We start from the raw sequence: 15728 nt of genomic DNA on the forward strand, positions 1-15728 counted from the left end.
GCGCATGCGATTTACGTCATTGCTTCTCAGTTGCCTCGTGTGGAGTACCTTACTCGTTCCACAAGAGAGTCCGGCGCAAGCTTCGGCCCCGCAGATGGACCGCTTTAGTGTCGATTGGGATTGGGGGGAGCGTTACTTCTCGCAGGAGTTCACCGTATCGCTTCGCCTCGTTAATGACTGCGATACGACGCAGATAGTAATCCTAGATACCAGCACTATCCCTTACTTAACGATGCGCAAAGTGCACAGCGTGTCGCGTCAATCGACAGAAGTCGTTCTTGGCAAAGTGAAACTTCCCGACCCCCCTAAGCCGCCACCGGTGCAACCGTTCAGCGGTCAGTGGTTCGGCTGGGTGGAGCCACCCGAGATCGGTCCTCAGCCCTTGGGTACCCCACCTCCGATCTTTCATCAGCCCAACTTTTCGCCTATTGAGGGCGTCGTGATCGCCACCCACGCTGCTGCACCTGATGGTGCAAATGCTGTTTGTAATCCCATGCGTACGCGCTACGAAGTAGCTGGGCACATGCATTGGGGTCCACCTGATCCGGAGGAGGAAGATACGGGTCCGAGCTCCTTAGCCAGTACGGATCCTTGCGTCGTTTGGTGGAACACCAGCGAAGAACCAGCCCAACGTCGAGGTGATTGTACGGCGGCTATGCAGCTACTTGCAGAGCGATTTCTAATCAAAGTCGTACCGGATTACTGGAGGAACGCACCGAAGGAGTGGAGCTGGTTAGAGGAGTTTGGAGGTGTTAGCGACAAGGATATAAACGAACTCTTGGCCATGAAGGCGAGGGCAAATCTCATCATGGGTACAGGATCGTGAAACGCCTAAATGCGGTGTTGGCTCTCCTGAGGCGACTTGCTTTGCTTGGTATTGTGGTCACCGCAGCTGTTGCGTTAGCCGAGCCCCAACAAGTTGACGAGAAAGCGATAGCGGCTGCCAACGAGGAGTTAGCGAAAGCTCAAGAGATATACAAAGCGCAGCTTGCGCCCCTTGAGGCGAATCTCTCCAACCACCAGAAGGCGATGGTGGATGCTCAGCAGTACAAGAAAGATTCCGACGCTGCATTGAAGGCCTACGAGAAGACTAAGAAGTGGTATCAGAAAGCCTTTGATGACGAGAAGACGGAGCTTCTCAAGTTGCAGAAAAAGGCAGCGGATGACCGCGTTAGCGAACTCTCCCAAAAAATAAAATCTACAAAGCAATCTATAAAGACAACGGAAAAAGCGCGTGATAGCTACGTTGCATTTCACGAGCAAAAAAAACTCGAGGCCGATCCAGCCAAGGTTACTGCTGAGGCGGCCAAACGCGCCGCCAGGATCTCTGAGCTCAACAGTCAGTACTACACGCGTGTGGCCCAGAAAAAGGCTGGAGAGCGAGCGTTTGAAAACAAAATTGCCACGCTCGAAAAGCTAATTTTGGAGTCACAGCTGGCGGGTATGAGTGACGTTGCTGATGCCATAAAGAAAGATCAGCAGATCATTGTGGACGTGAAGTCGCAGTGGGAGAAAGGGCAAGACACAGCGATAGAAACCGCCCGGAAAGATCTTGACGCTCAGTATCGAGCGAATACGGAAGACTCGATTGGTCCAACGCAATGGAGCGGTACGGTCCCTGCCGATGATCCATCGTTTATCGATCGGGAAGCAGTGACCGCCAGCGCCCTCACGGCGAGCAAAGTTGCCGGCAGCGCCCTAGCGAATACCCAGCAGGACATGAGCGTCACTGCCTTTGTCGAAGACTATGGCAATACCGCGCTTATTGATCCGAAAACGGGTAACTGGGATCCGGTTGGTGTTTCTCAGCGTTATGGCGCGTACGCCAAGGGGGTGGGTCGGGCGACTAAAGACTCTGTGGTTGATCTTGGGGTGATGGCCGTGGAGGTTGGCGAGACCGCTGTTCAGGCTACGGAAAACGCCATTGGACAGTCTAACTTGCTCGGTCGCGACAAGATTGAAAAGGTCTATGAATTTGGTAACGCGGTGGTCGATCTTAGCGATGCTGATTCAGCAGAAGCCAAAGCTATTCGAGACAAGGTAGGAAAGACCGTCGTTAGCGGAGCCGAGAAGGGCAGTAGAGAGCTTGAGAAAACTGCAGCTCAAGGTAAAAAAGGTGTTCTCAAGATCACTGAAGGGGTGGGTTATGTGGCTGGCACGGTGGTCGACCCCGTGTTCAACGCCAAAGGCATAACCGGGGCGAAAAAGGCAGAAGCTGCCGCTGATCTCAAAAAGTTGGAGAACGCCGCAGAGGCCACTAGAGCGGAGCGGGCGGCTAACAAAGTGGATGACGCACGACAGATTGATCCTTTGGATCGTATCGACGTCGATGAAATGGCGGCCCGTAGCGATGACACCTTTGGTACTAGCGCCGATGAATTTGCTTCCACGATGCGTGATGCGGGCTTAGAGCCGCAGCGCACGATTGAGTTAGATGGAAAGTCGTTCCACCTATCGCAACCCTTCGAAAGCGACGGCCGGACCTGGGTTATCGCACTGGAAGAAACCCCCGACGGGAAAGTGATTCCAAGACAGTTTTACTTGAGTGGCGAACATGCTACTTGGCGAGCCGCTCCGGGTTTTGATGGCGCTGCGATAATCAAGGGACCACGGGGCCCTGACGGCGCGTTCGTCAACGAAGGGATAACGGACATTGATGCCTACTTACAGGGCCCCTTGGATCAGCTGCGTTCGGATTTCGGCGTCAGAGAAATTGATGCATTCGATGGTAAGAAGCTTACGACCAATGCCCTCGAATCCCCGGATGCCGGCGCCGTACCAAAAGCGCTAGATACCGATGTTGCGAAGGTTACGAAGCCGCTCCCCCGCGAAGCCAATGGCAAACTTCCCGAGGGAATGAGGCCCGACTTCGACGCAGGAGTGGTAAGCGTCACTCGAGTTAACGATCACCCTCTCTACGGATCGTTCGAGCGAGTGGTGGTCTCGTCAAAGGATGGCAGCACCAACTGGATAGTGAATCGAACTGATAGCGGCGATGTATGGGTGGGTGGTATGCAGGATGCGCGTTCGGGCATCACATCGCTTGGCACACGTAACGAGGGTTGGGACTTAGAAGGTCTTACCGCGCAACCGAAGACGAAGTCGAAAGACGCTAAAAGCTACGTGGATGCTGAGGAGTGGAAAAACGACGTCAACCGATACATGGATTGGGAACTCAATCAGCGAAATCTTCCGCTCACCCCCAGCAAGGCTGATCCAGTGCGCGGCCCTCCCGCGCCTCCCGAGGGACCGCCCGTCGTCGTTCGACTCAATAATGGTAAGCCAACTGTCTTTGAAGCAGATGGCAGACAACTGGAGCTTGGAGAGAAGCTAGGCGAGGGGTCCGGTGCAGCGGTGTACGCTGTGAAGGGGCGTCCTGATCTGGTCATAAAAATAGGACGCCCTGGTGCGAATACGCGTCTCGACGACTTCGGTTCCAGTGTTATTCGCGAAGTTGATCCTCTGGGGACCGTCATACAGGTTCCAACCACTCACGGTCGACAAGCTATCGAGACAGGCCTCCTTCCAGGTGTTCTCGACGGAGAGTTTCTTGGCGGAGGAATAATATCGATAGTAGATCGTGCTCCTACGTCATTTGATAAGGCGCGTAAGACCGGCGATAGCCTCGCTGAAATGAGCGCAGGCAAGAAGCGGGCATATCGCAACGGGATGGCTGCGCTCAATGCGAAAGGATATGTGCTCTTGGACAATCACCCGGGTAACTATTCCTTCAAGAAAAAACCAGGCACTGAAGACGAATGGATTCTCGTCATCGTCGACGCGGAGACCATGACGCCTATGAAGTCTCCCGAGGCTGCCAAGGATTTGCAGAGGGCTTTGGATGATCCAAGCCGTTATGCCACTTCGCAAGGAACCCCTAGTGCAGACAATTGGAGCCAGAACGATTACGGACGCAGCATCCATCAAGAGGGCCTTGGGGATGAATTTGACGGCAAGGTTGACTGGGATCGTTGGACGAGAGAAACAGGAAGTCAGTACACGTCTCTAGGCGGAAAAGAGGCAGCAACGCACTCTAGTGTCGTCAAGTTCAACCCGCGTAATGGCATAGATAATCCTGATGTTGCCATCCCTGATGATTTTGTACCCGACAGGGTTCCTCGCTCCGCGCGAGAACTCGCGGTCGCTGAGCGAGATACTCAACTCGATAACTTCGAGGCGGGTTTGGACAAGCGTCGAAATCGCCTCGAAGTCGACGCGAACCCTTCGGATTTGCCCACAAAAGCAAGTATTGGCCAGCTTACGGCTCGCGGCGCGGATAAAGCGATTGATCAGGCCTCCGCTAGCGAAGAGTCTGCACCGGGCACGGGACTAGCCTCGGACTCAGATCCCCAGTCCGACGATGAATCAGTAAGCGACGCAGGAAATGACGAGGATCCTCTGATTCTCATCGGTGGGGGCTTGTCCATCGTCCCCACCCAGAGCTTTGCCTTTGGGAGGACCGTCTGGTCGGATAAAGACACCTGGATCGAACCCCAAGAAACCGTCCGGATTTCCTTGGGGGATGACACGGAGTTTGAGCTGGAGAGCGCGATCAGTCTGGACGGTACCAACGTTCATTCCCAATACGCGCTGCTGGGTGAAACTGTTACCGAGTCATCACTCCAGGTATCCGCACCGCCCCCACCTCCGCCTGCTCCTCCTGCGAGTACGCCTGTAGATCCCCCTGTCGAGGATACCCCGCTGATTCTCATAGGACCTCAAAATCCCGTGGAAACGAGTCCTGTAACGGAGGAGCCGGTGGTAGTTGAAGATCAGCCACCGCCACCGACACCCCAACCTGAGGAGAAGAAGGAGATCCGGATTGGTAGAGGTTCAGGTGGTGTCCTGCATAAAGGCGACTTCAGCGTTTCTTGCTACGTCTATGTCATCAGCGGTGATGTTGCGGATGTGTCTGAGGCAACGATCGCAGCATCTGGCCCGGGGTCACCGAAGAGCTACGACGTGCCCGTAAGCGCTGGCTCGGAGTTTCGCATAGAGCATGAAATATATAGCTATGGCAGCTATCAGTTTGAAATCCAGGAAGTTCGTGATGAGCAGGGAGAGCCCATGCAAATTATTGGTAATCCAATTGGCAGCTACGATGTTGGCGCGGGAGAGAGAGCATGTTGGTAGTCAGATGTGTGGTGTCTCTTTTTTTGACCTTATTGCTCCTTACGAGTATTGCCACAGATGTCAGCGCACAGGCTGTGGATCCCGCTTCGTCTGTTAATCAAACTGCCGATGATTTTCTGAACGAAATAGACTCGCTCATGGACTCTAACGAATACGAGCGACGTCTAAAGCGTGGCACGCGGGATAGTCCGGAAGCTTCGAAAGTCACAGCGCGTTGCTGGGCCTGCGAGAAGCTAGCTACCGCTCACAATGAAGTGCCTGCCCGTGTACAACTGCTTGACGAAGACTTTGCAACGGCGTTCAAGGCAGCCGAAATATCTTACAAGTTAATGATTGAGCGGCTTGAAGTGATTACTCCCTTCGAAACCTCTAGCTCACGCAGAGACATTCTAGAACTATTGGTTGACGGCGCGATGGATAACGCGCTGGCTCAGGATGTGGAGTATCAGAGTTACCGTGCAAGCTATCTGGAGCATCGTGCTGGTTTAGTGATCTTGCTAAGTGATCGCGCGAAGTTGATCGCCTACCAAAAGGAGGTGCTTACCCTTTTTAGGGAGTGCGAAGCGAACTATTGTCCCATTGCTGATCAGCGGTTTCAGGCCTTGCTAGAAGGAAGTGGTGACGTCTACTGGGAAGCAGAGCAGGCAAACAGCTACACGGGCTTGAACGTACACAACGCTTTTGCCCTTCGAGATGAGCTAAGCCAAGACTTCTCGCTCTTGACTACTTCTCCGCCGGCGCCCCCGCCGCAGTTACAACCGGATCCCACACCAGAGCCTATGCCTGAGCCAGCTCCCATGCCTGAGCCAGCTCCCATGCCTGAGCCCACACCGGAAGAAGATCCTACTACAGAGCCCGAGCCCGAGCCCGAGCCCGAGCCCGAACCAGAACCAGAACCAGAACCAGGCCCAGGACTGCTCATCGTCAGTGGACCCAGGAACATCGGAGAAGTTCATGAAGTGGGCCGAGATCCGTGCCCTCAGAGCTTGGGTGCGTTGACTCTACGTAATGATGGCGAAACTGCGCTGACATTCAACATCACGGGTGTCGCGCCGTGGATGAGCATCAATGGAGGGCCTGCGGGCAGCAACGTTTCTGGATCGTTGGCGCCGGGACAGAGCCGAGAATTCCTTGTGGACTTCACCTGCAACAATTTTGGCCCATTCCCCAGCATGGGAATGCCGACGGATGTTTCCACGGATATAGAGCTATCGACATCTACCGCAAGCGCGACCGGCGGTAGTCTGGTGACCGTCTCCCTTCGCGTTCAGGATGAGGAGTAGCGTTATGAATAACTTAAACTTTTACGTGCTCGGCACGCTACTGGTGGCGCTTACGCTGCCCGCTATGCAGGTGTCGGCGAAAGAGTTCCGCGCAATCAAGCCCATTAATACAGCCGCAGTAATTCCTGAGGGCGCCCAAGCTCCCGATGAGTTTAAACCGGTTGCGACGGAGCTGGTTGACCAGGCGCTCGAGAAGCTCATGGAGTCCTGGGGATCGCCTCAAATGCAGGATTATCTGAGCAAGAACTTTTTCGACAAAGACCGGCTTACGGACGTTATCGATACCTTGGTTCCTCGCGATGCGATCGTTCGCATTCTTTCTATTCAGGGTATTCAGACCGTCCAGCAATGGGAGGAACCGGCTCCCGGTGCCCCCGACCTAAGAATCAGAGTAAGTCGCGTGTCTGTGGTGGTTCGTACCCAGCTTGAATTCACGCGCCCGGATGGAGTGCTTGAAACAAAGCCTGGCACGACGGAATACCTGCTTAAGTTTAAAGAACGCAGTGAACAGGAGAATAAGTCATGAGTAGGTTTTGGTATTACTCAAGCGGTGTTCTTTTGGTTTGCTGCGCATCGGCTGTGCTCGCGCAAGATTGGATTTTCAGTGGGAGCAATAGCGCACGCAGCGAATACTACAACAGCGAGGGGAACCTCTCTGGGAGTCCCTATCAGCAGGAGGGTAGTCAGTCTTTTAACGAGTTCAACCTCAATTTTTCTAATCGCATATCTCCCTATCAGGATCTGAAGGGTCAAATCTATGGGGTGATTAACGATTCGAGCTACCGATTCCCCGACACGGGGCTTCAAGCGGAGAGATTGAATCTACTCTATGAGAACGGTGCATCTGGCACTCCTTATCGCCTAGAGGGGGGGGACGTTTATAGCTACCTGAGTTACCGCACGGTGCAGCGATCCCTAAAGGGTTTGCAGCTCGATCTGCAGCCGCGTTTCGACGGGGGTGGCAGAAAGCACTCCTTGCTGTTTTTTAGTGGAGCAAATCAGAACCGCTGGAACGACTTTGATTTCGGCGCCGACAATACGACGGGCGTTTCGTGGCTTGTAGAAGACGGCGCGCTGGGAAGTCTCAGTGTAAATGTGGTGTACAACGATGCCGAGGCGGCCTCTTCAGCGCAATTGGATCGACAGCAATGGATTACCAGTATTGCCGCCGATAGCAACTTCAATCTCGGGAGGCACAACATTAATGTTGAAGGGGAGATTGCCTACTTCGAGGGTGATCATCTTGGAGATTTTGATGCGCGGGGTGGCCAAGACCAAGGTGATGTTGGGGCTTTTGCTGAAGTTGTTGGACATGCCTATCAGCGTTTGGATTACCGTCTTCGAGTTGAGCAGTATGGCTATCACTACCGGCCGACTGCGGCGGTCGTCGTTAACGATCGCCGTTCCGGGGAGGCACATGCAGGTTGGCGCTTCTCAAATGGCTTGAGCGTTCGTGGTCGTTACCAGCGATACCAGGATCGATTTGATTCGGTCAATCAACTCGATACCGATGTCGTAGGTATAGATGCTAGTGGCCAGTTGAGCTTTTTCGGCCTTTCGGCCGCGACAGGCAGGGTACGGGCTTATCGTGAAGAAACCGATGACGAATTTGGTGAGGTGAGTCGCAACAACAACGTGATCGATCTGAACATCAATATGCCACTCAAAGGCATCTATAACCTAACCGCAGATCTATCGTGGCGGGATCAGGAGAACGAAGTTGATCCCACTCTAGATGCCCTGACCACCGAGGCGGGCTTCGCGCTCAACCGAAGCTTTGGTAATCGAGAATTGCGCGGTTCCGTATCTCTGGGGATTTTATATCGAAACATTGATGGGGGTTTGCGCGAGGCCACAGAGTTCACCCCACGCCTTGCTGTCTCTTTGCGTGGTGGCGCCCATAACTTCCGTCTGAGTTATGACTATCTCGATCAGAATCGCGCGGGTAGCGCCGGCCCCGACCTCGCTACGGCAACCGCAGCATTGCACTACGATCTAAGTTGGAAGCAGCACGAGTTTGGCTTAGAGGCTAACTACTTCGATAGGGACGTCGATGTGGGCGTCGATACCTTGGCGTCGCGAGTGTCGATGTACTGGACCTGGCACTTCGACCGCAAAGATACGCGCTCTCTTGTTGGAGCTGGCGGAGTGCAGCTGTCTCCCTCCAGCGGTTTAGATTCCCGATTGCGCGTAGCATCGCCGGCGCTTATGGAGCAGCTAGCGCCAGGTCAGTGGCTCGATCAACTGAGCAGCAAGATGGTCGAGGCAAATGCGCCAATTCCGGCGATAGATCAGGATACTTTGATCTATGAGTTATCGGTCTTTGATCGTGTTGATCAGCGTCAGCGTTTGGCGGTCAGTTACCAAGCACAGCTCGTAGATCGTGTTGCATTGATCGTTGATGTGGAAAGAGACGGAAGTCCCAGGCGCCTGGAGGAGCTTTACGAGCGAATGCTTGAGGACTTGATTCAGCAGTATGGTCGTCCTCAGAGGAGTTATTCCCAAGGTGATTTTGGCACTGCGCTGACGCTGGCACTGAACACCGATCGCTTTCAGCGTATTGTTGAATGGGACACCGTCTTTGGCGTGCTTCGCTACGGCATTCCAAGACGAATGGATGGGAATGTGCGCATCGAAGTACAGCACATGCCTCAGCGCCTGGCCTTTAGTGACACCTTCTGGAGTATGGAGCAGGTTCGCTGAATCACTGGCCGGTCAAGTTCAGCGCGAAGACGTATTCTCCTCATTCGAGTTCGTTTAGCTAAGAGCGCAACCGTCGGCAATCAAAAAAAGGGGAATCTAATTTCAGCCGCTCTCCGTAAATTCTTTATATACCTCGCGAATTGGACTCAAACTACGACCGGAGCAGTGAGCAATGAAGACCCGTAGCCAAAAAATAATCGACGGCGTTCTCGGAGATAACTCTCGACCGACAGATAACTCCCTTCGCGCAAAAGCTCTGCGACGCGCAATGGCGGGGCAGACACCTCGTACGCTCACTCCCTGGGAGTGGGAAGAGTGGTATGCCGCGAATGGTGAAAAAGTAGATTTTTCAAACACCGATAAGAAATAGCTGCCTTTTGATACCCAACTGGTCCGCAGGGTAACCACCCCTAGCATTATCGCTCTTCATCTCGGCATCTCCGCAGCCTATCTCTCCTTGACATAGCTCTCCCAGCTCGCGGGAAGTGCTTGTCATAAATTCGCCACGTAACGTTCATCGAATCGACACGTGTCGGTCACTTGCTTGTCATCGCCAGCCACTAGTTTTGCGTTTTCTCTTGCCACTCTTCAGGAAACGCTCATGAATCCTCACACGCCGCATCGTTTAGCCGCAGCAGTTTTATTGGTCTCTGCACAGATGGCGATCGCCCAAACTGAGCCTCAAATGGAGGAGACGGTTGTCGTTGCGAACTCCATAAAGCAGTCAGAGACTGCAGCAATTTTGGCAAAGCGCGATGCGTTTAACGTGGCCGATGTTATCTCCGCCGACACCATCGGACGCTTCCCGGATCAGAATCTTGCGGACTCTCTGGCCCGGATTCCCGGTATTGCCATCGAGAGGGACCAAGGTCAGGCGCGCTATGTAAACCTTCGCGGCGCGCCCTTTCGCTATACCTCTATCGCTTTTGACGGGATCGATGTTCCCGGAGCGGAGAACGGCCGAATTCCGCGCTTCGATAGCTTCCCTGCGGTTATCACGCGGGAGCTAACCGTCAACAAAGCCATCACCGCGAACATGCCGGGTGAGGCTGTTTCCGGGTTCATTAATATCGAGACCCACAGCCCCTTTGATAAAGAAGGACTGAGTCTGGCGGGGGATATCGGTCTGGGGGAGCAGGATTTGGGCGGTGGCGATGTCGAACGCCTCAATCTCCGAGGCTCATTTTCAAATGAAAACTTCGGGATTCTCGGCTTTTACTCCGAGAACAGCCGCGAGCAGGTTACGGACAATCGGGAGTTTGATTTCGGCCTGACTGAAGACGGGACTCTAATCCCCAATGAAGTTGACTTTCGCAGCTATAAGATCAAGCGCTCCGACGAGGCCTACGGGGGAACCCTGGAGTACCGAGGGGAGGGCGCTTTGAGCCGGGTGTATTTAACGACCCTTTATAGCGAGTTCGTCGACGAAGAAGAGCGCAACCAGTATGTGTTTGATTTTCTTGCTCCTCAGCCCGGAGAGACGGCACAAGGCGTTCCTTTGTCGGTAACACGAGCATTGCAAAGCGGTAGTTATGAAAACTCCACCTTTACCAACACCCTGGGAGCTGACTTCACTGTCGCGGGATTCGAGGTACAAGCAGCGTACAACCATACCGAAACCGAGTTTCTTCAAGACTTGCCCATTACCTTCCAAACCGCGGGTTTCGCTGGTCTAACCGCCGATGGACCTGTTCCCTATTTCGGCGATTACGATTTCAGTAATCAAACCGATCCGCTCTTGTTCCTCAGTTCGCCCCTTGCGCCAGGAGAAACCGCAGACCCGGCAAACGCGGTTTTTCTGGCAAACCTTGGTATAGGTGTCTTCAATCCTCTTGATCAGGAAGTGAATAAGTACAAGCTGGATTTACAGCGAGAGGTCGGCAATAACTCGACGCTGGCCTTTGGTCTTCAATTTGATCAGCGAGAAGCACAGGGTGGTTCTATTACTCAGGCGGTGGTGGGGTTCCCCGTCGATACGGTCACGATTAACGACTTCAACACAGGCGCTCTCTGGAACTCCAATACGACCAACACAATCGGAGGTACGGTGTTTGATAACCCTGCCTTGGATGCGGCTTGGCAAGCCTCGGGCGCCTATCCTTCGAAGGAGGTACCGCCAGAGAATGAAATCAGAATTAATGAAGATATTCTCGCGCTGTACGGGATGTACACCATGCAGTTCGACTGGGGTAGTGCCATCCTGGGTTTGCGTGTAGAGCAAACTGATGTCGAGAACATAGGTGTGGACGGTTTTGTCTATGAGGATGACTTCACTAATTGGCTGCCCAATGCTCACTTGAACTTTGATCTAGCGGACAACCTGAAGCTGCGTCTGTCTGCCAGCACTGGGGTGAATCGACCGACATTCAACGAATGGCGTGCAACCGCAGCCCTTAACCCTGTTGACGAAGAGATCAACGGCGGTAACCCGACTCTCGAGGCAGAGGAATCTTACGGATTCGACTCCTCCCTTGAGTACTACACAGAAAACGGAGGAATACTCTCGGCAGCGCTTTTCTACCGTGTTGTAGACAACGTCATTTATGCCGATACGACGATGGTTGATGCTGGGCTCTACGATCCTGCACTCGCGGGCCAGCAGTACAATTACATCGGTTTTCTTAACGGCAGCGATGGCGAGTTTGCCGGCATAGAGCTCAATGCCGTTTACTTTCTCGACGAGCTCATCGATGGACTTGGAGTTAGTGCCAATCTCACGCTAGCCGATAGCGAATTTACCCAAGAGAATGGTGAGGTGGTAGGGCTTCCCGGCACTTCAGACAGAATTTGGAACGCCGCTGTTTTCTACGAGAAGTTTGGCATCTCCGTACGTATCAACTATAGCTACCGAGATGATTGGATTTCACCTATCGAAGACCCACAGGAGTTTTGGGGTGAGATGGAGCGCCTGGACGCACAGATTTCCTACACCTTGCCAGTAAACCTTGCGGGTAGCGAGACGATGATCTACGCGAGCTTCAACAACATCACTGATGAGACGGATGTGCGTTTTGCAGGTAACGGCACCATCAATCAGTCTGAGAGCTTCGGCATGCATTATCTAGTGGGCTTGCGGATCAACCTCTAAAAACCATCACCCATGGTCGCTGCGTGGGGCGGATATTTGACGCCCCTTCTTACACGAATGGTCTCAGGCCCCGGAGTTAATCATGAACCTTAGAGCCCTTTTTCTCTTCTTGCTGCTTGCCGTGCCCTCGACATCGTGGGGCGACAAGGCCGTGGCCGAAAGCGTGCCATCTGCCGCCGCATCTGAGCAAGTCCTCATTAGCTATCGTCGTTTGTTGCCTCTAGAGGGTGGATCAAACTTTAGGGATCTAGGTGGCTACCCCACCGCGGACGGGCACACGGTTAAGCGCGGTTTGCTATTCAGGTCAGGAGCGATGACAGGCCTAACCGAAGGCGACGAAGAATACCTGCAGCAATTCGGTTTTCAGAGTGTCGTGGACCTGCGCTCGACTGAAGAGGTGGAACTCTATCCCAATCGTTGGGCTAAAAGTGCAGAGCTTAGCTACCGGCATCATGACTACTCTATTGTGGCTATGATGCGACAAGCGGCGCCTGGCACTGAGGAAAAGCCCAGTGACTACAGTGCGATGTACCTGCAGATGATGGAGTTTCTCAAGCCGCAACTGACGATGTACTTCGAAACCCTGCTTAATGCCGAAGTGCCTGCGGTAGTTAATTGTTCTGCGGGACAAGATCGTACAGGTGTAACTTCAGCACTCTTACTGACCGCCCTTGGGGTTGATCGAGAGCTGATTATTGAGGACTACCTCTTATCGACGGATTTTCGTGAGCCCAAGAAAGAAAAGGGTGACGTTGATTTGGCTGTGGCCGCTAAGACCAATGCCTTTGCGGCCATGATGCTCAAGTTCAGTGAGGGGCAAGACTCTTCGCGTCCAAACCCGCTTGTGACAAAGGATGGGACGCCGTTTCTACAATTTACCTTTGAGTCTATCGAAGCGCAGTACGGCGATGTCGTAAGCTATCTGGCGAGCGAGTTGGGAGTGGACGCCGCGGAATTGGCGCTTCTTAGGCAGATGTATTTGGAAAGCTAGATTCTGGAATAGCGCGAGCATCCTTTGGCGCCGCTATTCACTCGAGCTCACCCGCTGACTTAAAAAGTTGTTATAAGAGATCCTGAGGAAACCCTTCGGGAGCTTAGATTCAACATGCGCGAGAAGATTAGTTTTGAGAGTGACGGCCATTTTCTCAGTGGTGCCTTAGAGACGCCGGAGTCCGAAGTACGCTGTTACGCCCTGTTTGCTCATTGTTTTACCTGTGGCAAAGACGTCGCCGCCGCGTCGCGTATTTCTCGTGCGCTCACCGCGGAGGGGATAGCGGTGCTGCGCTTTGACTTCACCGGGCTGGGTAACAGCGACGGTGACTTTGCGAATACAAATTTCTCCTCAAATCTGGAAGACCTTCTCGCGGCGGTTGATTATCTTCGAGAGCACTTTGAGGCCCCTAAGCTACTGGTAGGCCATAGTCTGGGTGGCGCTGCCGTTTTGGCGATGGCACATAAGGTGCCCGAAGCTACAGCGGTGGCGACTATCGGTGCTCCTCATCGTGCCGAGCACGTGCTGCACAATATGGCGTCGTCATTGGACGAGATTCGACGTGCCGGTGAGGCCAAAGTGAATCTGGCGGGTCGAGAGTTTTTGGTGAAGCGGCAGTTTGTGGAAGATCTCGAATCTCACGAAAGCGGCGCGATTAGCTCACTTCGCAAAGCACTATTGGTAATGCACGCTCCCTTGGATGCGACCGTGTCGATTGAGGAGGCTGAGAAAATCTATCTGGAGGCCCGTCACCCCAAGAGCTTCGTCAGTCTGGATGACGCCGATCACCTGTTGAGTAAACGAACCGACTCGCAGTATGTGGCATCGGTCATTGCCGGCTGGGCGAGTCGGTATCTTCCGGCTGCCACCGAAGCCTCAAAGCGGTCGGTCGCATCGGGTGAGGTACTCGTGGAGGAGAAAGACCATGTCTTTACCCAGCACGTTTACAGCGACTCGCACCACTGGCTTGCGGACGAGCCTCGCTCGGTGGGTGGCGCGAACACGGGGCCAGATCCTTACGAGCATCTTCTTGCGTCCCTAGGTGCCTGCACGGCCATGACTCTGCGAATGTATGCTCGCCGAAGAAACGTTCCCCTCGAGCATGCCGTGGTTGAGCTCAAGCACAGTCGCAACTACGTTGTTGATTGTGAAACTTGCGAGGAAGGGACGGCAAAGATCGAACTGATCGAGCGCTTGGTCACCCTGGAGGGCGACTTAACGGATGGTCAGCGGGAGAAGCTGTTACAAATCGCTGATCGCTGTCCAGTGCATCGCACGCTTCACAGTGAGTTGCGAGTAGATACCATTCTCCAGTCTTGACGGCTACCTGGCGCCCTGCATAGTTCCCGTACTACAGCAGCGGAGCAGCGCCGTTTCTTGGCGGGCTGTCTTGTTATGATGCGGCATCGACGGAAGGATGTGCATGCCAGACTTACTTATCGGAGCGATCGGTTTTAGCCTGTCCCAGGTGCTCTTGGGTTTGCTGCTGTTGGCACGTCAGCCCCGGTGGTGGATGAGTGAAAAGCTATTCGCGCTTTTTATGCTGGCGATTCTTGGATACCTTCTGACCCCCGTACTACGAGGAACGCCGTTGTCGCTGCTCGCGACCACGCTGCAAACGGCGACTCCCGGTCTTTTTTGGCTGCTTAGTCTCAGCATCTTCGACGATCGATTTCGTATGCAGGCCTGGCAGCTGTCTTTGGTTAAATTCACGGTGTTTATGCCGCTTCTGGGCGCTCTCTTTTCCCTGAATGAATGGCGTTGGCTGTTCATCGACTTGCCGCAACTACTGGAGTTTGTACTTTTAGCACTGACCTTGTGGGCTATTGTGCGCCACTGGCGTACTGATCTCGTGGAATCTCGTCGTCGCTTGCGGCTATGGTTCGTCGGTGTCAATGGCAGCTACCTGTTCATACTCATACTGTCGCGTGAAGTGCTTTTTCCCGGGGCGCCGTGGTTGTACATTCTTGAGTACGTTCCACCCGCCGCACTCCTTCTCGCAGTGAATGTAGCGCTATTGCAGTACCGGCGAGGGCTGCTCTTTACCGCTTTAGAGCCTCAGGCGGCACCCGTGGCTGCAAATGATGCTGTAAACGAGTCAGAAGACGCTGAGTTGGCCGCTCTTTTGCAGGAATTTATGGAAGATGGCGACGTTTGGCGGGAGATGGGCTTAAGTATTGGTAGTTTGGCGCAAAAATTGGAGGTCCCTGAGTATCGCTTGCGGCGCGCGATCAATGGTGCGCTGGGCTATCGTAACTTCAGCGATTTTTTGAGCAGTTATCGTATTCGCGAGACGGCAAAACGCCTTTCCGATCCCGACGAAGACCACTTACCCGTGCTGACTATCGCGATGGATTCGGGATTCAGGTCGCTGAGCTCGTTCAACAAGGCTTTTAAGGATACGCAGGGGCAAACACCGACAGCCTGGCGCAAAGCACATCGGCAACAGAGCGGAGGGGTGAGCGACACAACCAAGGAAGGCTCGCGAGACAAGTCTGTCAGTGCTTCTGCCTGAGCCCTGAAACTCACT

At 53.8% G+C, this 15728-nt stretch carries 10 protein-coding genes; all 10 read left to right on the plus strand.

The genetic code is table 11. From position 1 onward, the window contains the following. Positions 1 to 4: 4 nt before the first annotated feature. Complete coding sequence (locus R0137_RS05310; RefSeq protein ID WP_407329118.1) at positions 5 to 826, plus strand: hypothetical protein; 822 nt, start codon at positions 5 to 7, stop codon at positions 824 to 826. Continuing rightward, positions 823 to 5133: a hypothetical protein gene (locus R0137_RS05315; RefSeq protein WP_407329120.1), complete on the plus strand. Its 4311-nt coding sequence runs from the start codon at positions 823 to 825 to the stop codon at positions 5131 to 5133. Before R0137_RS05310 ends, R0137_RS05315 begins: the two co-directional genes overlap by 4 nt. Continuing rightward, on the plus strand, positions 5124 to 6416 hold the full coding sequence (locus tag R0137_RS05320) for a hypothetical protein (RefSeq protein ID WP_407329122.1): 1293 nt from the start codon (positions 5124 to 5126) through the stop codon (positions 6414 to 6416). Before R0137_RS05315 ends, R0137_RS05320 begins: the two co-directional genes overlap by 10 nt. A 4-nt stretch (positions 6417 to 6420) precedes the next feature. Continuing rightward, positions 6421 to 6942, plus strand: a complete 522-nt coding sequence (locus R0137_RS05325) for a hypothetical protein (RefSeq protein ID WP_407329123.1) — start codon at positions 6421 to 6423, stop codon at positions 6940 to 6942. Further along, positions 6939 to 9119: a hypothetical protein gene (locus tag R0137_RS05330; protein WP_407329125.1), complete on the plus strand. Its 2181-nt coding sequence runs from the start codon at positions 6939 to 6941 to the stop codon at positions 9117 to 9119. The genes R0137_RS05325 and R0137_RS05330 overlap by 4 nt, the downstream gene beginning before the upstream one ends. Positions 9120 to 9291: 172 nt before the next feature. Further along, positions 9292 to 9489 carry a hypothetical protein gene (locus tag R0137_RS05335; protein WP_407329127.1) on the plus strand — a complete coding sequence of 66 codons (198 nt, stop codon included), beginning with the start codon at positions 9292 to 9294 and terminating at the stop codon, positions 9487 to 9489. Between the two features lie 231 nt (positions 9490 to 9720). Then, positions 9721 to 12207 (plus strand): TonB-dependent receptor, encoded by a 2487-nt coding sequence (locus R0137_RS05340; protein WP_407329128.1) that lies wholly within the window; start codon positions 9721 to 9723, stop codon positions 12205 to 12207. Between the two features lie 82 nt (positions 12208 to 12289). Further along, positions 12290 to 13198 (plus strand): tyrosine-protein phosphatase, encoded by a 909-nt coding sequence (locus R0137_RS05345; RefSeq protein WP_407329130.1) that lies wholly within the window; start codon positions 12290 to 12292, stop codon positions 13196 to 13198. Between the two features lie 114 nt (positions 13199 to 13312). Then, on the plus strand, positions 13313 to 14518 hold the full coding sequence (locus R0137_RS05350) for an alpha/beta fold hydrolase (protein WP_407329131.1): 1206 nt from the start codon (positions 13313 to 13315) through the stop codon (positions 14516 to 14518). 103 nt (positions 14519 to 14621) lie between these two features. Then, on the plus strand, positions 14622 to 15713 hold the full coding sequence (locus R0137_RS05355) for a helix-turn-helix domain-containing protein (protein ID WP_407329133.1): 1092 nt from the start codon (positions 14622 to 14624) through the stop codon (positions 15711 to 15713). The last annotated feature ends 15 nt before the right edge of the window (positions 15714 to 15728 follow it).

The organism is Congregibacter brevis (genome assembly GCF_045689245.1).
GTDB lineage: Bacteria > Pseudomonadota > Gammaproteobacteria > Pseudomonadales > Halieaceae > Congregibacter > Congregibacter brevis.